Raw genomic sequence first — 22302 nt, forward strand, 5'->3', positions numbered from 1 at the left:
ATTGTGAACAGCGTCAGTAAGGCCGATCGTGAAAACATCGTCGCGGCGCTGCATGGACAGTCTATTTTTAACGGTGGCGGCATGGCACCGTTAAACAAGCTCGGCAAACAGCCGATAGCGCCAGGCGCGCAGAAGAAAAACGTCACGCGCAACAAGCTGGATAAAACGGTTAACCCGCAAGAGACGGCGAAAATCACCGAAGATAACGCCAAAAAAGCGCTGGATGTGAATGAAAAAGCGGTGCTGCTGAAGCAAAAATCAGCCCGTGAATTGGGTGAGCTGGCGACCGACATTAACGTCATCGCCCGCAATGCGCATATGGAAACCAACCTTGAGATGGAGATTGTTCCTCAGGGGCTGCGCGTGCTGATTAAAGATGACCAGAACCGGAATATGTTTGAACGCGGTAGCGCCAAAATTATGCCGTTCTTTAAATCGCTGCTGGTTGCGCTGGCCCCCGTGTTTGACTCGCTGGACAACAAGATAATCATCACCGGCCATACGGATGCGATGAGCTATAAGAGCAACATTTACAACAACTGGAACCTCTCTGGCGACCGTGCTTTGTCAGCACGACGCGTGCTGGAAGACGCCGGCATGCCGCAGGATAAAGTCATGCAGGTTAGCGCCATGGCGGACCAAATGCTGCTGGATGCGAAAAACCCGGAAAGCGCAGGCAACCGTCGTATTGAGATCATGGTGTTAACGCAAAGTGCTTCCGATACGCTGTATCAATATTTTGGTCAGCACGGCGAGAAAGTGGTTCAGCCGCTGGTTGATAAGCTGGACAAGCAAAAGCAGGTGACTTCTTTACGTCAACCCTCTGCTCCCGCCACGCATTAATTCTGTTCTCCGCCCCCACGCAATGTGGGGGCAAATTATCCCGCAGGAAGGCAATATGATAGATATAGCCCATATTATCCCATTGGATATTCATACTGATAACGTCACCGATGTGGCTTGTCAGGGGGCGCATTTCGACCCGGTTTCAGGTATCTGGTACGCCGAACCTCATGAGTTAAATGAGACGCTGCGCGAGCATGTTTACGCGACGGACAATTTTAATATTGTGGCTCCTTATTACCTGGTTATTACGTCGAAAATGCAATGCTGGAATTGCCATCAGCCCACGTATATTCATGGTGTGATGCTTACCCGGTTTATCAAACAAAATCAGGATGATAAAAGATGGATGTCCGTGCGGCGCAATACATTTTTGTTCCATATCAACACGCTGCCGGAAGAGATAAAAAAGAACATCAAAGCCAGCAATTACTATCTGGATAAAAGTAAAACGACCGGGCTACGTTACTGGATGAACCATTGTGAAATCTGTGGAGAACGCCTGGGTGACTACGAGCTGTTCTGCGTCGAGGATGATGCATTTCGTCTGATGACGATTGAAAAACTTTTGCGGGCAAATGTGCGCAAAGTGAATAAGTTGTTTGTCAGTACGGCAGGAAATCCCGCCGACCATGCGCCAAAAGACATTGTGCGTTATCTGTGTGATGCGCGCTTTGTGATGAATGGACCCGCACTGACGTAGCAGAGGTACAGACTTCTCATATCGTAAAAATACTGTATACTTAAACAGTGTTGTGAGAGGTGAGTCATGCGCAAAATCATACATGTCGATATGGACTGCTTTTTCGCGGCGGTGGAGATGCGTGATAATCCCGCCCTGCGTGACATTCCCATTGCCATTGGCGGTAGTCGTGAACGCCGGGGAGTTATCAGCACGGCCAATTATCCGGCGCGTAAATTTGGCGTGCGCAGCGCGATGCCAACCGGAATGGCGTTAAAGCTGTGCCCGCATCTTACCCTGTTACCCGGTCGTTACGAGGCTTACAAAGAGGCCTCTCGCCAGATTCAGGCGATCTTCTCCCGCTACACCTCACTCATCGAACCGCTTTCGCTGGATGAAGCCTACCTGGATGTCACCGACAGCATTCATTGCCACGGCTCCGCGACGCTGATCGCCCAGGAGATCCGCCAGACGATCTTCAACGAACTACAGCTCACCGCCTCTGCCGGGATTGCGCCGGTTAAATTCCTGGCAAAAATCGCCTCCGATCTCAATAAACCCAACGGGCAATATGTGATAACCCCTGCTGATGTCCCTGAATTTCTCAAAACGTTGCCGTTGGGGAAAATTCCCGGCGTCGGCAAAGTCTCCGCCGCTAAGCTGGAATCAATGGGATTGCGTACCTGCGAAGATGTTCAAAAATACGACCTGGCTACGCTGCTCAAACGTTTTGGTAAGTTTGGCCGCGTGTTGTGGGAGCGCAGCCAGGGGATTGACGAGCGGGACGTCAACAACGAGCGGCTGCGTAAATCCGTCGGCGTCGAGCGGACGCTGGCGGAAGATATTCATCAGTGGTCAGAGTGCGAAGCGATTATTGAGCGGCTCTATCCTGAACTGGAACGGCGTCTGGCAAAGGTCAAGCCGGATCTGCTGATCGCCCGCCAGGGGATAAAACTCAAGTTTAATGATTTTCAGCAGACCACGCAGGAGCACGTCTGGCCGCGCTTAAATAAAGACGACTTAATTGCGACGGCACACAAAACCTGGGAAGCGCGTCGGGGAGGGCGAGGCGTGAGGCTGGTGGGATTACATGTCACGCTGCTCGATCCACAAATAGAAAGGCAGTTATTGTTGGGGCTTTGACGTTGATGTATTGCCGGATGGTGGCGTTAAACGCTTTATCCGGCCTACAAATCTGCTTGTAGGCTGGATAAGCACAGCGCCATCCGGCATTTAGCGCAGACTTACTTCGCCGGAATAGACTTCAGCAGTTCAGTCAGAAGCCGCCAGTAGTGGCCGACGCTTTCGATATGAACCTGCTCATCCGGGGAGTGTGGACCGGTGATGGTTGGACCGATGGAAACCATGTCCATTTCCGGATACGGTTTTTTGAACAGGCCACATTCCAGACCAGCGTGAATGATCTGAATGTTTGGTGTTTTATTGAACAGACGCTGATAGGTTTCACGAACCAGGTGCATAACCGGAGAGTTCGCATCCGGCTGCCAGCCTGGATACGCGCCTTTGGCTTCGGTTTTGGCGCCAGCCAGTTTACCCAGTGAATCCAGCATGCTCACCACGTAGTCTTTACCGCTGTCGATCAGCGAGCGAACCAGACAGTGGATCTGAACATTATCGTCAGTCATGGTTACCACACCGACGTTCAGCGAGGTTTCTACCACGCCTTTGGCGACGTCAGAATTGCGGATCACACCGTTCGGGGTGGCATTCAGCAGACGAATGAAGCTATCGCGAGACGAGGTAGTCAGCGCGGCTTTGTCGTTAGTCACGGCATCCAGCAGCAGCGCCAGGTTTTTCTCTTTGGCTTCCAGTTCGTTTTTCAGGATTTCCTGGTAGGTGCTGACCAGCGCTTTTAACGCATCAACTTTATCGGCAGCCACGGCGAGGGTAGCGAAGGCTTCACGCGGAATCGCATTGCGCAGCGTACCGCCGTTGAAATCAACCAGACGCAGATCTAACTCTTCAGCGTGGCCTGCCAGGAAACGTACCAGTAGCTTGTTCGCGTTACCGAGACCCACATGGATTTCGCCGCCGGAGTGGCCGCCTTTCAGGCCTTTTAACGTCAGCTTAAAGCTCTGGAAGCCAGCCGGGATTGCTTCACGGGACAGCGGCAGGTTAGAGGTAAAGTCGATCCCGCCCGCGCAACCCATATAGATCTCACCTTCTTCTTCTGAGTCGGTGTTGATCAGGATATCCGCTTGCAGCCAGTTCGCCTGCAGACCAAATGCGCCGTCCATGCCCGCTTCTTCGGTCATGGTCAGCAGCACTTCCAGCGGACCGTGTGCCACATTGTCATCAGCCAGTACCGCCAGTGCGGACGCCATACCGATACCGTTATCTGCACCCAGCGTGGTACCACGGGCTTTTACCCACTCGCCATCAATATAAGGCTGGATCGGATCTTTGGTGAAGTCGTGCACGGTGTCGTTATTTTTTTGCGGGACCATATCCAGGTGCGCCTGCAAAACGACCGGCTTGCGATTTTCCATGCCAGCGGTAGCGGGTTTACGAATCAGGATATTACCAACCTGATCGCGCTCGACGTGGAAACCTTTCTCCTGGGCCCAGCTCAGAATGTGTTCAGCGAGTTGCTCTTCATGGTAGGACGGATGAGGAATAGAACAGATTTTGGCAAAAATATCCCACAGCGGTTGCGGGGATAACTGAGACAGTTCAGACACGTTGAGTCTCCTTGGCGATGTCCTGCAAAATTGACTTGCAGGCCACGGGGTTAGCGGAATTAAAAACACCACAAGTCAGGCTTGCGCGATGCGATTGAGAATACCACTTTCTTCGCTGACGGCTAGTATAAAGCATGCAAAAAGAGGCGCGGATTCCGCGAAACACTGGTTTTTAGTGCGTCAGATCTCTATAATCTCGCGCAACCTAGTTCACCCTCAATTTATTAATTAGCCGTAGATAAACAGGCTGGGACACTTCACATGAGCGAAAAATACGTCGTCACCTGGGACATGTTGCAAGTCCATGCACGTAAACTGGCAAGCCGCCTGATGCCTTCTGAACAATGGAAAGGCATTATTGCCGTTAGCCGTGGTGGTCTGGTGCCGGGCGCATTGCTGGCGCGTGAATTGGGTATTCGCCATGTCGATACCGTATGCATCTCCAGCTACGATCACGACAACCAGCGCGAACTGAAAGTGCTGAAGCGTGCGGAAGGTGACGGTGAAGGTTTCATCGTGATCGATGACCTGGTAGACACCGGTGGTACCGCCGTTGCTATCCGCGAAATGTATCCTAAAGCGCATTTCGTCACGATCTTCGCTAAGCCGGCTGGTCGCCCGCTGGTGAATGACTATGTGGTTGATATTCCGCAGGATACCTGGATTGAGCAGCCGTGGGATATGGGCGTGGTATTTGTTCCGCCGATCTCTGGTCGCTAATCTAAAAAGTTTTCAACGCCCGCACTGTCGGGCGTTGTTCTTTTTGTGCGGTGTCAGGTTACACTATGCCTTAGTGAGTACTCATGGAGGCCGTAATCATGTCGCAGGCTAACCTCAGCGAAGTTCTGTTTAAACCCCGCTTCAAACATCCTGAAACGTCAACGTTAGTTCGTCGTTTTAACCACGGCGCGCAGCCATCTGTGCAGTCCGCTCTGGATGGTAAAACAATCCCGCACTGGTATCGCATGGTGAATCGCCTGATGTGGATCTGGCGTGGGGTCGATCCGCGTGAAATCCTTGAGGTGCAGGCGCGTATCGTCATGAGCGAAGCCGAACGCACGGATAAAGATCTCTACGATACGGTCATTGGCTATCGTGGTGGAAACTGGATCTACGAGTGGGCGAAGCAGGCGATGGACTGGCAACAGAAAGCGTCTATGGAAGAGGATCCGCAGGTGAGCGGACGCCACTGGCTGCATGCTTCCACGTTGTACAACATTGCAGCATACCCGCATTTAAAAGGTGATGAGCTGGCAGAGCAGGCGCAGGCCCTGGCCAACCGCGCTTACGAAGAGGCGGCCCAACGACTGCCAGGTACATTGCGCGAGATGGAATTTGCCGTTGCCGGCGGTGCGCCGATAACCGGCTTCCTGCACATGCCAAAAGGCGACGGCCCGTTCCCGACGGTGCTGATGTGCGGTGGTCTGGATTCTATGCAAACCGACTACTACACCCTGTATGAGCGCTATTTCGCTCCGCGTGGTATCGCCATGCTGACGCTGGATATGCCGTCGGTTGGGTTCTCGTCAAAATGGAAACTGACCCAGGATTCCAGCCTGCTGCACCAGCACGTATTAAAAGCGCTGCCGAATATTCCCTGGGTGGATCACACCCGTGTGGCGGCATTCGGTTTTCGCTTTGGCGCTAACGTCGCAGTACGCCTGGCCTATCTTGAATCATCGCGCCTGAAGGCTGTGGCCTGTCTGGGACCGGTGGTTCATGCGCTGCTTAGCGACCCACAGCGTCAGGCTTCAGTACCGGAAATGTATCTTGACGTTCTGGCCAGCCGTCTGGGGATGCACGATGCGTCCGATGAAGCGCTACGCGTCGAGCTAAACCGTTATTCATTAAAGGTACAAGGGCTGCTGGGGCGACGCTGCCCGACGCCAATGCTTTCGGGGTTCTGGAAGAACGATCCGTTTAGCCCGGAAGAGGAATCTCGCTTAATTACGTCGTCATCTTCTGACGGTAAGCTGCTGGAGGTTCCGTTCAACCCGGTGTATCGCAATTTTGACAAAGCGCTGCAAGAAATTACCGGGTGGATCAATCATAGATTGTGTTAATAGATTGCTAAATTTTATTGGTTTGGTAAAACAGTTGCTTCACCTAAGGAGATCGCAATGACGTTACCGAGTGGGCACCCGAAAAGTAGATTGATCAAAAAATTCACCGCGCTTGGCCCGTACATCCGCGAAGGGCAGTGCGAAGATAATCGATTCTTTTTCGATTGTCTGGCTGTTTGCGTCAACGTGAAACCGGCACCAGAGAAACGTGAATTTTGGGGCTGGTGGATGGAGCTGGAAGCGCAGGAGAAACGCTTTACGTACAGCTACCAGTTTGGTTTGTTCGATAAAGATGGCAACTGGACCGCCGTGCCGATTAAAGAGACTGAAGTGGTAGAGCGACTGGAATACACCTTACGCGAGTTTCATGAAAAGTTGCGTGGGTTGTTAACGACGCTGAATCTGGCGCTGGAGCCTGCTGACGACTTTAAGGATGAGCCGGTTAAATTAACGGCATAATGAACAGCAAAATGCCGGATGGCGGCGCAACCCCATCCGGCATTTTTTATGTTACATCAGAACTGATAAACCATACCGACGGCCACGATATCATCATCGTTGATGCCCAGTTTATTATCGCTATCGAGCTGGTTGATTTTATAATCAACAAACGCTGACATATTTTTGTTGAAGTAGTATGTTGCGCCCACGTCGATATAATTCACCAGATCCTCATTACCTACGCCTTCAATATCTTTACCTTTCGACAGCACATAACCCAGGGATGGACGCAGACCAAAGTCAAACTGGTACTGAGCAACCACTTCGAAGTTCTGAGTTTTGTTAGCAAAGCCACCGGAAATAGGTGTCATATTGCGCGTTTCAGAATAGAACGTTGCCAGATAAATGTCGTTGGCATCATATTTTAAACCTGTCGCCCAGGATTCTGCTTTATCGCCAGTACCCCGGTTTTGCAGGTTCTGCTGATTGGTACGGTCGGAGTTGGTATACGCACCACTGATGGCGAAATCGCTGCCGCCAAAGTCATACGTCACGGAGGTACCAAAGCCGTCGCCGTTCTGTTTCTTCACATCGCGGTCCTGGTTTTTGCCCTGATATTGCAGGGTAAGGTCCAGACCATCGACGACGCCGAAGAAGTCGGTATTACGGTAGGTCGCCAGGCCGCTAGCACGTTTGGTCATAAAGTTATCGGTCTGCGCGGAAGAGTCACCGCCGAATTCCGGGAACATATCCGTCCAGGCTTCCACGTCATACAGCGCACCCAGGTTACGACCATAATCAAACGAGCCAAAATCTTTTAATTTCACACCGGCGAAAGCCAGACGTGTTTTTTGCTGATTGGTTTCGTTTTCCGCTTTATTCCCTGCGAACTCAGCTTCCCAACGACCATAACCGGTCAGTTGATCGTTAATTTGTGTTTCGCCCTTAAAACCTAAGCGGATATAGCTCTGGTCGCCGTCTTTGCTGTCATAATCAGTCATGTAGTGCATCGCTTTGACTTTGCCATACAAGTCCAGTTTATTACTGTTCTTGTTATAGACTTCTGCCGCCTGTACGGACGCCGATGCAACAATTCCCATCACCACTAATGCCAGAGTGCTCTTTTTCATTTTCATTCCTGATTTAAAGTACGCGCTAATATTTACTGGGTGTGATCCCCGTTAAAAGACAGGAGGGTTTTTAACGTCTGGCAATGAACGTTTTATGACAAAGTAAGAATATTTTTAAAAAAGAATGTTTTTTTGTGTCTGTAATAAATGCGTCAAAGTCTGCCGCTACGCTTGCTGATCCTGCGCAATAAAATTTCATGCTTTGTGCGCTGGCTGTTGGCAACCGGGGCCAGTCCTGCTAAAACGTTCGTTTGATATCATTTTCCCCAATTTTGAATGGCAGAGAATCATGAGTGACAGCCAGACGCTGGTGGTAAAACTTGGCACCAGTGTGTTAACGGGCGGATCGCGCCGCCTGAACCGCGCCCATATCGTAGAACTGGTTCGCCAGTGCGCACAGCTCCACGCTGCAGGACATCGTATTGTTATCGTTACTTCGGGCGCGATTGCCGCCGGACGTGAGCATCTTGGTTACCCTGAGCTCCCGGCAACGATAGCTTCGAAACAGCTGTTGGCGGCGGTAGGGCAGAGCCGATTGATTCAACTGTGGGAACAGCTGTTCTCGATATACGGTATTCATATCGGGCAGATGCTGCTAACGCGTGCGGATATGGAAGACAGAGAGCGCTTCCTCAACGCCCGCGATACGCTGCGCGCGCTGCTGGATAACAACATTGTTCCGGTCATCAATGAGAACGATGCGGTGGCGACCGCTGAAATTAAAGTCGGTGACAACGACAATCTTTCGGCGCTGGCGGCGATCCTTGCCGGAGCCGATAAGCTGCTGCTGCTGACCGATCAGCAGGGGCTGTTTACCGCCGATCCGCGCACCAATCCGCAGGCGGAGCTTATCAAAGACGTGCACGGTATTGATGATGCGCTGCGCGCCATTGCCGGAGACAGCGTCTCTGGTCTGGGAACCGGCGGGATGGGAACAAAATTACAAGCCGCCGACGTGGCCTGCCGCGCCGGCATCGACACCATAATTGCCGCAGGTAGCAAACCGGGCGTGATTGGCGACGTGATGGAAGGCGTTTCCGTTGGGACGCGTTTTCATGCTCAGGCTTCTCCACTGGAGAACCGTAAACGCTGGATCTTCGGCGCGCCGCCTGCCGGGGAAATTACCGTTGATGAGGGTGCTACCGCAGCGATTCTGGAGCGCGGCAGCTCATTACTGCCAAAAGGGATTAAAAGCGTGACAGGCAACTTCTCTCGTGGTGAAGTGATCCGCATCTGCAATCTGGAAGGGCGCGATATTGCCCACGGCGTCACCCGCTATAACAGCGATGCGCTGCGCCGTATTGCCGGACATCACTCACAACAGATCGACACCATCCTGGGCTACGAATACGGTCCGGTTGCTGTCCATCGTGACGATATGATTACCCGTTAAGGAACAGGCATATGCTGGAACAAATGGGCATTGCTGCCAAAGCTGCGTCATATAAGCTGGCGCTACTCTCCAGTCGCGAAAAAAACCGCGTGCTGGAAACCATTGCTGATGAACTGGAAGCGCAAACGGAAAGCATCCTCAGCGCGAACGCACAGGATGTTGAACAGGCGCGTGAAAATGGCCTGAGCGAAGCGATGCTTGATCGCCTCGAACTGACGCCAGCGCGTCTGAAAGCGATTGCTGACGATGTACGCCAGGTGTGTAATCTCGCTGACCCGGTCGGGCAGGTGATTGACGGTGGTCTGCTGGATAGCGGTCTGCGTCTGGAGCGTCGTCGCGTGCCGCTGGGCGTGATTGGCGTGATTTATGAAGCGCGTCCTAATGTCACCGTTGATGTGGCTTCGCTGTGCCTGAAAACGGGCAATGCAGCGATTCTGCGCGGTGGAAAAGAGACGTACCGGACGAACGCCGCCACTGTTGCGGTGATCCAGCATGCGCTGCAAGCCTGCGGTTTACCGGCTGCCGCGGTGCAGTCGATTGATAACCCGGATCGTGCGCTGGTCACTGAAATGCTGCGGATGGATAAGTACATCGATATGCTGATCCCTCGCGGTGGCGCAGGGCTGCACAAGCTGTGTCGTGAACAGTCGACTATCCCGGTTATCACCGGTGGTATTGGTGTATGTCATATCTATGTAGATGACACGGCGGAGATCGCCCCGGCACTGAAGATTATCGTTAACGCCAAAACCCAGCGTCCGAGCACGTGTAATACTGTCGAAACACTGTTGGTGAATCAGAGTATCGCTGAGCGCTTCCTGCCTGCTCTAAGCCAGCAAATGGCAGAAAGCGGCGTGACGCTTCATGCAGATGATGCTGCGCTTGCCGCGTTGCAGGCCGGACCGGCAAACGTCGTAGCGGTAAAAGAGGAACAGTATGACGATGAGTTTTTATCGCTGGATCTGAACGTAAAAATCGTCACCAGTCTGGATGATGCCATTGCCCATATTCGTGAGCATGGTACTCAGCATTCCGATGCGATTCTGACGCGTACGCTGCGCAACGCCGATCGTTTTGTGAATGAAGTCGATTCTTCCGCTGTGTATGTGAACGCCTCCACCCGTTTTACCGATGGCGGTCAGTTTGGGCTCGGGGCGGAAGTGGCAGTTAGCACGCAAAAATTACACGCGCGTGGCCCAATGGGGCTGGAAGCACTGACTACATACAAATGGGTTGGCTTCGGCGACGACACGATACGTGCGTAATTGAAAACGGGCGATGCCATAATAGCACTCTGATTTTCAAGGCTATTAAGGCATCGCCCCGTTAATTCTAACCTTCACTCCACTGCCACATTTTTTCTATCCTGCGTTTTAACATCATCAGTCTGGTTTTGACTCATGCGTCCCTGCGCCATAAAGGCGATGTATCACAGAATTTTCCCTGCCAGCATGAATTTTCCTGGTCTTCAGTTCACGTATTGTTCCCATGGCCCGATCTATTAGAATCAGTCTCATTTTTATGAGGAGTTGTTGCGTGAAATCGGATATTCACAAACATCGCATTCCTGTTGTGCCGCTCGGCAACCCGTTTCCCCCCCGCCATTGTTCGCTGTGTCCAAAGGGAGCGGCAATTGATCGTGATAATCAACACCGATTAATAGACAAAAGAAGAAGGTTTAAAGCAGGGGAGATACTCGCCAGGCAGGATGAAGCCGCAAACATGCTTTTTGTTATTCACGAGGGATACTGCAAGTCCAGCGTGGAATGCGGTGATAACGATTTTATCAGTCGCTTTTATGTTCCGGGAGATATCATGGCGCTGGATGCTGTCGAAGGGGGGAAGTACCTGACAACGATTAAGGCGGCAACGGCTGCGGAGGTATGTCATATCGATATTGCGCGGTTGTTCAAAGTAGCAGAAAAGGATCCGTCGGTTGCTGCCGCAGTCATCAAGTTTCTCTGCAGGGACAATGGATTCATTGTTGAAAAACTGCGGCGCTATGCGAATAAACATGCTGAGGCCAGGATCGCTGCTTTTCTGGTGGAATTTTACGAGATGCATTTACGTATTGGCAGGCCAGAAACGACGCTGCACTTGCCATTCTCCCGGGAGGAAATTGCCAGTTATCTTGACCTTAAAATTGAAACCGTTAGCCGCTCATTAAAATCCCTCGAACAACAAAATTTGATTACCCTACATCGAGTGCGTACGGTAACACTTAATAGTTATTTGGGATTAAAAGGTTTCAGCTAAATCTCTCATGGTTGAACGTTATATAAATCTTGATATTCCAGGAATATTCTTTTTATATGGAAAATTCCTGGTTTTATTTTTGTGAAATAATTATCAATTCGAATACTAATCCTCCAGATTAGTGCTTATTTTATAAGAATATTCCCTCATATATGAATATTTTATGAGAATTTTCTTGTGAAGTTAAAAATTTAGCATAATTGCAACAAATAATAAGCATTATAGAGAAAATATGGAGGTGTTAATTATCTTTATGTTTTGTAAGGGTTTTGCTTAGGTGCTATTTGTATGATCTTTTTGATATTTATCAAAAACATAAAAAAGATGAATTGTTTGGTATTACTTATTTGTGTGGGTGATAATTCTGAAACATGGCATATTTTAAGTAATTGCGTCTTAGGAAACTTCTTAGATAGATTTTTTGGTGGGAAAATTCTTAGTTTTTTGTAATTTTTGCGTTTCGGGGTTTGTTGAGATGTTACTTAATTCAAATGATAATTTTTTGGCGCGGCAATTCTGGCTCGCAATTAATGGAACCGCTGGAGTGATTTAAAAATAAGACTCGGTGGTGAGTTTGTTCTTAGGAGAAGATAAAAATGAAAAAATTATTATTAGTAACCTCTCTGGCTTCTGTATTTGTTGCAGCAAATGCAATGGCAGACGTTACTGCTTCTGCAACTGCCTCGTGGGACGCGACGGCAACAAAAGATACCACCAGCATGTTGGTTGTCACTCCGCTGAACTCTTTGACTTTCCAGTATGCTGAAGGACTGAACGCCTTCAACTCTCAGGACGGTGCTTTTGATGTGACTATTCAGGGTCAGGAAACGGCAACTGATTTTGAGCTGACTGCTCAGATCATTAGTAACACGCTGACCAACGCCAGTGGCGATGCATCTACCCTGAACGTAGGGGTGGCATGGAATGGCACCGCGCTGACTAATTCATCAGATACTGTCCTGGTTAACTCCAGTTCGACTTCTGGTCTTGAAAGCCTGATGGCTGATGGCGCTTATAACGGTGCTGCTCGTGTCAGCGATCAATCCAACTTCAAATTCACCATCGCGTCAGCGACTTCTGATGGTAGCCAGGCAGTAACGGATTACTCTGCTCTGCCAGACGGCTATTGGACCGGCGATGTAAAAGTACAGTTTAATGCAACCTGGACGACTCCGTCTGCCTAAGTAATAAAAATTCGGGAGAATTTTTTCTCCCGAATTTATCAGGAATGGCGTCATGAAAAAATATTTACCGACAGCGATGTTGGTAGGGTTAGTAGCATCTTTTCCCGGATGGGCAATTAATGTGGGTGAAATCACATCGATAATGACTTCTGCTGAGAGTTCATTATCGAAAGAAATTACTAATACAACTGATGCGGCGCGTTATGTCAGTGTTTCGGTAAAACAATTGTCATCACCTTTGGCGGGGGGAGTCGAAATAAAGCCTGTTAATTCCGGAGAGTTACTTTCTACACCTGCCAATCTTATTCTTCCTGGTCAGGCAAAGGATGTTTTTCGCTTCTTTTATAAAGGACCAGCAGATGATCTCGAACGTTATTATCGTCTGCAATGGATAGATGAGCCGGTCACCGAGAGCGCGGAAACCCGGGCGAATAAAATGGCGGTTGCAACAGCGTCGGCAGAAATTGGCACTATTCTGGTGGTCGCTCCGCGAAAAGAGCGTTTTGAATATAGCCGCAATGGCGATGTTATTACCAATACTGGCAATGTTTCGTTTCGTGTGATCGCCTATGGCGCCTGTAAGGATAAGGCTCGCGATCAGGGACGAGGTTGTCGCGAACGTTATTACATTATGCCGGGTACGAAAATAAAATTACAGTTTACCGACATCAGCAATAGCCGTTCACGCATCGGTATCTGGCACGGTAAGCAGTTTATTACAGTGAAGTGATGGTCGATTGCAGCCATCTGTACGGGATAAATAAAAATACCGGAATGTAAGGATGCATATGACAACAATAAATATTGTCGGCGGTAGCATTTGTCTTTTTCTTGCGCTGACACCAGGAACTTCACATGCAGCCCCAGTAAAAGTGGGTAATTACGTTATTCCCAGTGCTTTCGCCCGTTCACTGGAGCAGGGAATGACGGTGCCGGTATATATTCGTTACAACGAGACTGACGAGAAAAGTCAGCAAAAAATTGCCGATGCGGTGATTTCGCTTGTTGATGGCAATATTACAGTTAAAGCCCTGACTCTTGCTGAATTGCCTAATAATGCCGTGTTATCTGGAAAAACTCGTGCGTTGGTAGAAAAAATTCGTGATGTGAAATTTCACGATAACACCAATATCGAGCTATCGGACAATGCACGCCTGCAGCTCAACGTCTCTTCATTTCACCTGGAGATGATTGTCAGCAAAGATGCGTTAACTGAAGCGATTGTCGCACGCAGTAGCCTGCTTGGACCTTCCAGCGTGGAGTCTCTCTCTAACGTCCTGAACTATAACTTTGGTACCTACTACAACGATTATCATAATGGCAGCAGTACCCGCAGCTATCTGACGGTTGACAACACAACATCGCTGCGTGAGCACCATATCAACATTAACGGTTCGTTTTACGGCATCGGCGACAGCAACGGCACCAGCAAACTTTATCGTGCGATGTATGAGCGTGATTATGACGGTTATCGACTGGCGCTCGGGATGCTCGACACCTGGAATGTCCAGTCTATTGCCAGCCTGAATGCACTGAATGGCGGGAAAATTTACGGTGTGAGCTACGGAAACAAAGGAAGTACGGTTGTTGAGAATACCGCGCTTTCACTTACGCCGATTACCGTATTTTTGCCAGCCGCTGGCGAGGTTCATGTCTTCCGTGATGGGCGTTTGCTCAGCGTGCAGAACTTTAATATGGGCAGTTATGAAATTGATACCAGTCGTTTTCCGTATGGTGTTTATGACGTCACGGTAGATATCGTGGTCAATGGCCGGACAATTAATAGTCGTATCAGCAGGGTTAATAAAATCTTTGCCCGCCAGCAAGCTGCCGGGATTGATCAGCTCTCGTGGCAGCTGTTTGGTGGTCCACTGGATTATGACCGTGTGAGTTATAAGCGAAATCATTATCAGGATTTGGGCAGCGAGCAGACCTGGATTGCCGGGGGGGCCGCATCGGTGACGCTGGCGATATTGTCGGGGCTGGGCCTGAAGTCCACGCTCTACGGTTTTGACAACAATGCGGTTAATGAAACGGATGTCACGCTCAATGTGAATGAATACGTAAGCATTGGCAATCAGACGCTGGTGGCGAACGATTCGTCATGGCGAAATATCAGTAACATCAACCTTAATGTACCTGAGGGATACGGTTCCCTTTGGGCATCTCGTGAAGACAGTAAAATTGGCGATCGTCTGCCCATGCAGGAGCGTGATAATTATTCCATTGGCGGGACTCTTAACCTCGGAAAGTTTATTCCTCATGGCGGCTCGCTCACCGTGAGTCAGACGGAGAATCGCTACTCGGGAAATAAATATCGTAATCTGGACTACAGCACGACCCTTTATTCAGGCAGGTATGCCACGGTTGGGTTGCGTGCAGGTATTCAGCGTTATTACTACAACAACCGGAATGACGATGGGCGACAGGAACGTTATGTCAGTCTGGATTTATCGTTGCCGTTGGCATCCTGGTTGAGCATGGGCGTCTCCCGGGATCGCTATGGCAGTACTCAGGGTAATCTTAGCGCGCGCAAGCAGTATGCTGAGGGCCCGATTAAATCGGTCGGATTGTCGGCATCAACGCGTCTGAGTGGTGAACAGTATTACGACAATAATTATTCGGTAAACGGCAATTTGAGTTATGACACGAAATATAACGCCGGCACCGTATCGGTAACGCGTTCTGCTGACAACTCCACCAATATGAACTTCTCTTCCCAGGGTTCTCTGGCGTGGGCAGGTAAAGATTTCGGCCTGAGTAAAGAGCGGCAGCGGTCTGGCATCATTGTGAAAACAGATTTGACCGGCGAAGGGAAACTGGCTGCGAAGATTAATAACCGCAACTATCTTCTCAGCGGTAAATCAAATTTCATTGCACTGCCGCCCTATGCTCAGTACAAGCTGGAAATCCTCAATGATAAAAACTCTGAGGACAGCTTCGATATTGTTTCAGGACGCAAACAGGAGCTGACGCTATATCCGGGTAATGTGGGTGTTATCAACCCTGAAGTGAAAAGCATGGTCACCGTATTCGGGCGCATTCGTTATCCCGATGGGCAGTTGGCTGCAAATACCGATATCCATAACCACATCGGTAAAACGCGTACGGATGAAAAGGGTGAGTTTGCTATTGATATCGATAAAAAGTATCCGGTCATCACGTTAATTTCAGCCAATGGCAGCATATGCGAAGCCGATCTTGATTTGGAAAAAGCACGGGGCGCAGCGTGGATTGGTGATGTGAAATGTGCAACGCAAACCACGATGGCGCAGAGGTAATAAAATGAAAGTATTGATTAAATTAGCTACTGTAATCTGTACCGTAGGGAGTTTTTCACCTGTGCCTGCTTTGGCGTTGAATGCAATCTCTTCGGGATCAGTCAGTAATAACTATTTGTTTATCGAAAATGCCATTGATAGTGAATACTTTATTACCCCATCGGCACTTGATCCACGTTTCAGCGGATCAAACACGTGGATAAAATACGGTACCTCTCAGGTCAGTCTCGGGTATTTAGGTTTTGTCGGCTGGACTGCGCCTGGAAATTATTATCAGGACATGTGGATTGATAACTCCCCGATTAACGGGCCTTTCCGGGGAATCCGTTGTTATAGTGGCACTCAATGTCCATCAACCGGGTTTATTGCCGGATTGGGCACAGACAAAAACGGTTTTTATCATGCGCAGGTCGGCTCTGTCGCAGGCGTTATTGGTGGCGCCTACGGATTCGCTTCCCTGACCGATACTGCTTATGAGTACTTTCGCAATGTGCCTACCGGTAGCAGCGAAACCTATGTGTTCAACCGCTGTTATACTTCTGTGAATTATGATTATTCTTCCGGGCAACGGTGCAAAGACCAATCGACAGGATCATGGAATTACGTCAATTACACGTTAACTAAACGCGGTCATCTGTCACTTGTCTCGACTAACGCATTTCAGGAGCTTTGGGTTGCCAGCGACGGTACGCCGAGCATCACCAAAGACTCTGGTTATTGCGAACTTGGCGTGGTGGGCGGTACTGACGGTGTGATTTGCAAAATGGTGAGTTATAACTTGCAACAAACGGCCAATCTGACCGCCTCCTTGACGTTTCGCGCTTTTGTCGACACGGCGATGCTAGGTTTTACGCCCGGAGCGGCCACCGTGAGATACTCCGGGAATGGTTCAAACTGGTATAACTATGGTACTTCAACTGCTTATTACAACGTTTTTACGACCTCTGGAGAATACATTTATATTTTTCTGTCAAAAGCATTTTTGAAGAATCTTGTCGATTCAGGGATCAGCATTACTAACAGTCAGCCCTTTACCTTCGGCTTTTATAATGGCTTAACACCAGAGTCAGGACACTACCAGTTTACCCCTTCGCTACAGCTCAATATTGTGCCGAAGGAGTATGGGATCAGTATCGTCTCTTCGGACAACACAGCTTCTGCGAGCGGTAGTGGCACGATTGGTGATGCCGCTCCTATAGAAATGGATTACACCGTAACCGTCTCTGGCCCCCGTCAGGCCGACAGTATCACCGCGCAAGTTATTGGGGAAAGTACGACGATAAACAGTGTGCCCTACTGTCTGTTTACGTCTGCGCAAGGCGGGCTGTCCGTCCCCATTCCCGCTTTTCTGCAGTACAACAGTCAGTCGGGGGGCGTGGTGCAAAAACGAAATAGCTGCAGTGAAGCGGCAGTCAGTATGAGAGATGCGCAGTGGCAACAGACGCCCTGGGACGCAAATAACAATGACGATGGAAGCTATTATGCTACTGATTTAAAGTTGCTTTTCCCAATGAATGATTCGCGTTCGATGTTAACCGTTTCCGGCGCTGACTGGGAAGGTGTCGTCAGCGCTAGTGGAGAGATAAAAGTCACGGCGAATTGGGTGGGAGTGACGCCATGAACCGCCGTCGTCTGGCGCTTAGATGGGTATTTATTCTACTTTCCGGTCTGACAGCATTCTCTACACAGGCAGTCTACCTGGAGTCGACCATTTATGAGATGCCGTCGGATAAATCATTTATCAGTAAACGAATCTATAACGATAGCCAGAAACAGAATTTATACAGTATCGGCGCAGTAAAAATTGATAAGCCGGGACCGGGAGGAGAAAACAGAAGTGCTATTGCTGAAGGCGAACTTCTGTTTACTCCGCTGAATTTTTCACTGGCTCCGCAGGCGAGTGAGTTTTTTAAGATTTTCTACCGTGGGCCGCAGGATGATAAAGAACGCTATTACCGAATTCTGTTTCGTGAAATGCCGATCACGCTGTTTACTGAACGTAATCAAGGGAAAGGCGGGCAGGCTCTCCCGGTGATCGCTATGGACACCATATTGGTTGTTCGCCCGAGAAACATAAATCTGGCCTACACCATTGATGAGGCTAACGGAACACTGAAAAACACCGGGAATACTTTTTTTAAAATCATCGTACACCAGGGGTGTAACTCAACCGATGATGAAGCCACCATGCGTTATGTGTTGCCGGGTGAAACCTGGCGTAGCAGCGAGCTGAAAACTAAAAACCGAAAGTTTATCGTAGCGTTGCAGAAATACATTCCAGTGGGTCAGGGGTGCTTCAAACTCAATCAATAGTAAGTATTGAGTCTGATCCGATATGTCATGGTTAGATATCGAACCTATACTGTAACTATCTTTATACAATGCAGTAATCAGCTTGGCACAGATGAAACTTTGGTCATTTGTACTCCATGTCACGGTATTTAAGAGTCAGGTAGTATGAAAAGTATAATTAATGATCAGGTTGAGTACGATTCCACCAGAAAAAGCCTGAAACATCGCGATACTACAATAATCCTTTCGGCATCTACAGCGAGACTACTTGAGCTATTCATTGCCTATAAAAATCAACAACTCCACCGTGAGTTTATCATAGAAGAAGTATGGAAGAAGCATGGCATGGCCCCATCGGGTCATAGCCTTAATAAAAGTATCAGTATATTGCGAAAAGCATTTAGTGAGTTGGGGGCCGAAAACCCCATTGAAACGTTGCCCCGGCAGGGATTTTTGTTCCATGCTTCGGTCAATGATGAACAGTCATCTTTCAGTAGGGATGTACCTGTTCGTTCGGTAACAGAAACGGTGAATTCACCCGCAACACCGAAACGCAAAAATATTCTTCTGTTCATTTTGTTGTTCGCTTTTCTTGGGAGCGCGGTTTTGATATTGCCAGCTCTTAACTCAGGTACCACGAATTTTATCTATATCAGGGCAATAGGTGATTGTGAACTTTATACTGCCGATGACAATAATGCTGATAAAACGAAGGCATTTTTATCTTCTGATATGTGGCGAAAAGTAAATACAATTTGTCATAATGGCAAGAAAACAATTGTTTTTTATGATGATAATAATTTATCGGCAGGTAATAATCTTAAAGAGAATTTTTTGGGGATCTGTACGCTGGATAAAGGAGGGGTTGCCCGTGAATGCGAAAATTATCTTTATTAGCGGGGTGATCTTTCTTGCTGTGATAACAGCATACTTTTTTTATCGCCATCAAGAACCTGAGACGTTGACCTGCTCTGCCAAGAATTACCTTCATTTGCAGGCGCAAACTCAGGGGGTAAAAATTGAAGGTGAAGTTCTGTTGGTTTTTCGTATTTCTTCCACTACCGAAGGGCGGGTATCCCAGGTAGGGAGCCTTAATATTCAAGGTAAGCACTATGCTGTAGATCGTAATGTTGTTCTGAATTTTATTGGCAAAGACCGCGACGGATATTTGCAAACTCGTCGCCAGACTATCGTCAAAAACAAAAATGATAATGTTCCCGATGAAATTACCGAACTGCTTATGTCTCAACAGGATATTTTCTATTATAAGGTCATCCGTATCGCCGGAAATGTCTATGCGATAAGAGATCTGCGACGTACGCTCATGGTTTGTCGGGCAGCATGAATCGAGGTAATATGTTAGTATTTTGATTTTTGTGGTTGTATATTTTGTTGTTTCTTATTTTTGTAGTCTTTTATTTTGCCTTGTGGTGAAAATGAGTAAAAGGATTTGTACTGGTGAAAATTAGGAATTTTCCTTTTTCGATATTTAAAATGGATTTACCATTTAATGGGAATACGCATATGGATAATTGTGATTATAAAATCTGAAACTACGTGATATGACTTATGGATAAAGTTAGTTCACGAACCGCCTTATAATTGCTGGAGGCTGAAGGTGTTGTATATTCTCTCGTGTATATAACGAGGGACCTGCTATGCCATAAATTTAAGTTGGTGGTAACTATGAATATGAAAAAGGTTTTTCTGCTCAGTTATGATATTTTTCTTTTCTCAGGGATAAAAGCATGGCTGCCAAATCTGGTACTGGTTGATGCGCGAACATTTATTTCTGGTACGCAGTCAGTTATTCCACGACACCCGTCCTGTTTGCTGGTGATCGATAACCGGTTACCATTGCTCCTGGTCAGGAAATGGTTTCAGAGAAATAGCACGCAGTTTATCAACATAAACTGTATTGTTCTTCGGATGAATGAAACTCGTTCTGTTAATCGAGGATACGAGGAGTATGCTTTCATTAATGGACGAGAATTATCTGATCAATTGATTTCTCAGCTAAGAGCCAATTTAATGGCACCCAATGAGGTTGTGGAGGTCACTAAAGGTTCGACGATGTTTACTTTTCATTTGACTGAATTTGAAGAGGAAATGTTGTATGCATCATTCACAAAAGAAAAGTTGCACGATTTTTGTATTGCTAACTCACTAACAACTAAGTCAGTGTATCGATATCGGGAACGGATAACCGCTCGCCTGGGATTTTCTCATTTTAATGAAACCATCATTTTTTTAACCAGGAATAATTTATTGCATGAAGGTTACCCGGCAAACAATTATTCTGGTGAGAATGCAATTTACGGCGAAGCATATGATGTCTCAGATTCTGGTCGACTGAGTATGGCAATAAGGAATGAAGAAATCATTCCTTATTTTCAGCCCATCGTAAATATCAATGGGGACGTCTGTGGCGTTGAGGTTTTGGCTCGATGGCCACAGGGCCATAATTATGCGATTTCTCAGCGTGAGTTTATACCTCTGGCTGAAAAAAGTGGCTTAATGAATGAGTTAACGAGCTATTTAATGACCACCGTTGCGCGTAATCTGGTCGACGGAAGCGAAGGGATAAATAAAACACTATTCGTCTCCTTTAATGTCAGTCCATCAGGTTTAAGTAATCCCGTTTTTTATTGGGAATGCCTTAATTTTATGGAGATAACGCAAAGACTACCGATAAAATTAATGATTGAAATAACCGAAAATCAGACTCTCACTATCACTCCAGCCATCAAAGAGCTGATACGATCGTTGCGAAACAGAGGAGTTCTGTTTGCTTTAGATGATTTTGGGACGGGATACGCTAACCTCTGCTATCTCAATGAGTTAGACCTGGATGTTATCAAAATTGATAAAACTTTCATCAAGGCTATTAAAGAAGCTGAGCAACATATCCCTATGCTCGAGTCAATCATTCATCTTTCCGGGCTCCTGGGATTACGCATGGTGGCGGAAGGCGTTGAATATGGCTATCAGCAGCAATGGTTGGGGAAAAATAATGTGGATTACCTGCAGGGCTATCAATTTTTACCGCCAGTGATGTTTGATGATTTTATGCGTTTTTACAAGCAGTCTGTAGGGTTGTTTGAATCAGCGTCGGATTCAACTTTTTCAGCGTAAACCTGTCGGGAACATCAGGGGCGGATGCCTCTGATGCCGGTATTTTTGCAGAGGTTAGTGCTACAGATCCTGCCTGTCTGGTGAAGGCGAAAGCCTGTAGTGAATGAAGCATCGTTTGTTTATGTGTCTTTTACAGGGTATTTATAACGGTATCAGCGTTAATCAAACCGCTTCCGAGGTTAGTCCATAGCCATGCGTCATTTCCTGCAAAAATTAAGAGCCTGGTTTCCGCCGCCACTCATCTTAGTACTTTTCCTCGTTGCCGATGCGTTGACGGCGAGCTCACGTTTCACATTTGGCGCGGTAAATATCGTGATAAGCGCATTACTGGCCAGTGTCAGTCTGTGGATGATACTGCATACCGCATGGCAAATGCGGATGAAACGTACGACCCTGAACCCGCTTCATGCAAATAAATCGACCACGCTTGTTACCGGCGGATGTTACGCCTGGAGTCGCAACCCGATCTACCTTGGTATGAGCGGACTCCAGCTAGCCTTTGCTCTGTTCATCGGCAGTCCGGCTGGCGTAGTGGCTGTACCGCTGTTTATGCTGGCGGTTGCCAGATTGCATATTGATTTTGAAGAGGAACAATTGCGAAAACATTTCGGGCTGGAATGGGATCGCTTTGAGCGACAGGTTCGCCGCTGGCTATAGTCATACCCGACCGGGTACAAGCATTCCTGTCACGACACGATTCGTGCGTAATTGAAACCGGATGATGCAAAATTAGGCGTTTGATTCACAAGGCCATTGACGCATCGCCCGGTTAGTTTTAACCTTCTACCCCGTGTTCGCATTCGTGGGCATGTCCTTATCAGGGCCGATATAGCTCAGTTGGTAGAGCAGCGCATTCGTAATGCGAAGGTCGTAGGTTCGACTCCTATTATCGGCACCATC

The 22302-nt window shown here is 48.2% G+C and carries 20 protein-coding genes and 1 tRNA gene; 19 read left to right on the forward strand and 2 right to left on the reverse strand.

Going from position 1 to position 22302, the window contains the following annotated elements; all coding sequences use genetic code 11:
* From lafU to dinB, 3 genes are all read left to right on the forward strand, one after another.
* The coding region (lafU, locus tag JTI85_RS05565) for a putative lateral flagellar export/assembly protein LafU (protein WP_219352236.1) at positions 1–843 on the forward strand (843 nt) is incomplete at its 5' end.
* Positions 844–898: 55 nt separating this feature from the next.
* Positions 899–1546 carry a DNA primase gene (locus tag JTI85_RS05570; RefSeq protein ID WP_115600910.1) on the forward strand — a complete coding sequence of 216 codons (648 nt, stop codon included), beginning with the start codon at positions 899–901 and terminating at the stop codon, positions 1544–1546.
* A 66-nt stretch (positions 1547–1612) separates the two neighbouring features.
* Positions 1613–2668 carry a DNA polymerase IV gene (gene dinB, locus JTI85_RS05575; protein ID WP_048212532.1) on the forward strand — a complete coding sequence of 352 codons (1056 nt, stop codon included), beginning with the start codon at positions 1613–1615 and terminating at the stop codon, positions 2666–2668.
* Between the two features lie 101 nt (positions 2669–2769).
* Here dinB and pepD read toward each other — a convergent pair whose 3' ends face one another.
* Positions 2770–4227, reverse strand: a complete 1458-nt coding sequence (gene pepD, locus JTI85_RS05580) for a cytosol nonspecific dipeptidase (RefSeq protein WP_048212531.1) — start codon at positions 4225–4227, stop codon at positions 2770–2772.
* A gap of 261 nt (positions 4228–4488) precedes the next feature.
* Between pepD and gpt the strand changes: the two genes are divergently transcribed.
* The 3 genes from gpt to crl all read left to right on the forward strand — a co-directional run bounded on the left by gpt (position 4489) and on the right by crl (position 6749).
* Complete coding sequence (gpt, locus tag JTI85_RS05585; protein ID WP_048212530.1) at positions 4489–4947, forward strand: xanthine phosphoribosyltransferase; 459 nt, start codon at positions 4489–4491, stop codon at positions 4945–4947.
* A gap of 98 nt (positions 4948–5045) precedes the next feature.
* The gene (frsA, locus tag JTI85_RS05590) at positions 5046–6290 is read left to right on the forward strand and encodes an esterase FrsA (protein WP_061067342.1); all 1245 of its coding nucleotides are present in this window, start codon (positions 5046–5048) and stop codon (positions 6288–6290) included.
* A gap of 57 nt (positions 6291–6347) precedes the next feature.
* Positions 6348–6749 (forward strand): sigma factor-binding protein Crl, encoded by a 402-nt coding sequence (gene crl / locus JTI85_RS05595; RefSeq protein ID WP_005133595.1) that lies wholly within the window; start codon positions 6348–6350, stop codon positions 6747–6749.
* 56 nt (positions 6750–6805) lie between these two features.
* Here the strand turns inward: crl and phoE are convergent, their stop codons facing one another.
* Positions 6806–7861, reverse strand: a complete 1056-nt coding sequence (phoE, locus tag JTI85_RS05600) for a phosphoporin PhoE (protein ID WP_048212528.1) — start codon at positions 7859–7861, stop codon at positions 6806–6808.
* A gap of 289 nt (positions 7862–8150) precedes the next feature.
* Between phoE and proB the strand changes: the two genes are divergently transcribed.
* The 13 genes from proB to JTI85_RS05665 all read left to right on the forward strand — a co-directional run bounded on the left by proB (position 8151) and on the right by JTI85_RS05665 (position 22300).
* Positions 8151–9254 carry a glutamate 5-kinase gene (gene proB / locus JTI85_RS05605; protein ID WP_003031373.1) on the forward strand — a complete coding sequence of 368 codons (1104 nt, stop codon included), beginning with the start codon at positions 8151–8153 and terminating at the stop codon, positions 9252–9254.
* A gap of 11 nt (positions 9255–9265) precedes the next feature.
* A complete protein-coding gene (gene proA / locus JTI85_RS05610) occupies positions 9266–10519 on the forward strand; it encodes a glutamate-5-semialdehyde dehydrogenase (protein WP_219352237.1) in 1254 nt (417 codons plus the stop codon).
* 271 nt (positions 10520–10790) lie between these two features.
* Complete coding sequence (locus JTI85_RS05615) at positions 10791–11510, forward strand: Crp/Fnr family transcriptional regulator (RefSeq protein WP_061067344.1); 720 nt, start codon at positions 10791–10793, stop codon at positions 11508–11510.
* Positions 11511–12106: 596 nt separating this feature from the next.
* Complete coding sequence (locus JTI85_RS05620; protein WP_061067345.1) at positions 12107–12694, forward strand: common pilus major fimbrillin subunit EcpA; 588 nt, start codon at positions 12107–12109, stop codon at positions 12692–12694.
* A 52-nt stretch (positions 12695–12746) separates the two neighbouring features.
* Positions 12747–13424, forward strand: a complete 678-nt coding sequence (locus JTI85_RS05625) for a hypothetical protein (protein ID WP_061067346.1) — start codon at positions 12747–12749, stop codon at positions 13422–13424.
* Positions 13425–13482: 58 nt separating this feature from the next.
* Positions 13483–15975 (forward strand): CS1-pili formation C-terminal domain-containing protein, encoded by a 2493-nt coding sequence (locus JTI85_RS05630; RefSeq protein ID WP_219352238.1) that lies wholly within the window; start codon positions 13483–13485, stop codon positions 15973–15975.
* Between the two features lie 4 nt (positions 15976–15979).
* Complete coding sequence (locus tag JTI85_RS05635; protein WP_061067347.1) at positions 15980–17596, forward strand: hypothetical protein; 1617 nt, start codon at positions 15980–15982, stop codon at positions 17594–17596.
* Complete coding sequence (locus JTI85_RS05640) at positions 17593–18288, forward strand: fimbria/pilus periplasmic chaperone (RefSeq protein WP_043015294.1); 696 nt, start codon at positions 17593–17595, stop codon at positions 18286–18288. The genes JTI85_RS05635 and JTI85_RS05640 overlap by 4 nt, the downstream gene beginning before the upstream one ends.
* Positions 18289–18432: 144 nt before the next feature.
* A complete protein-coding gene (locus JTI85_RS05645) occupies positions 18433–19164 on the forward strand; it encodes a winged helix-turn-helix domain-containing protein (RefSeq protein ID WP_061067348.1) in 732 nt (243 codons plus the stop codon).
* Complete coding sequence (locus tag JTI85_RS05650; RefSeq protein ID WP_219352239.1) at positions 19139–19612, forward strand: hypothetical protein; 474 nt, start codon at positions 19139–19141, stop codon at positions 19610–19612. The genes JTI85_RS05645 and JTI85_RS05650 overlap by 26 nt, the downstream gene beginning before the upstream one ends.
* Positions 19613–19953: 341 nt before the next feature.
* Positions 19954–21402: an EAL domain-containing protein gene (locus JTI85_RS05655; RefSeq protein WP_219352241.1), complete on the forward strand. Its 1449-nt coding sequence runs from the start codon at positions 19954–19956 to the stop codon at positions 21400–21402.
* A 192-nt stretch (positions 21403–21594) separates the two neighbouring features.
* On the forward strand, positions 21595–22059 hold the full coding sequence (locus JTI85_RS05660) for an isoprenylcysteine carboxylmethyltransferase family protein (RefSeq protein WP_061067350.1): 465 nt from the start codon (positions 21595–21597) through the stop codon (positions 22057–22059).
* Between the two features lie 165 nt (positions 22060–22224).
* A tRNA-Thr gene (locus JTI85_RS05665) sits at positions 22225–22300 on the forward strand.
* Positions 22301–22302 lie beyond the last annotated feature (2 nt).

The organism is Citrobacter sp. Colony219 (genome assembly GCF_019382635.1).
GTDB classification, from domain to species: domain Bacteria; phylum Pseudomonadota; class Gammaproteobacteria; order Enterobacterales; family Enterobacteriaceae; genus Citrobacter; species Citrobacter youngae.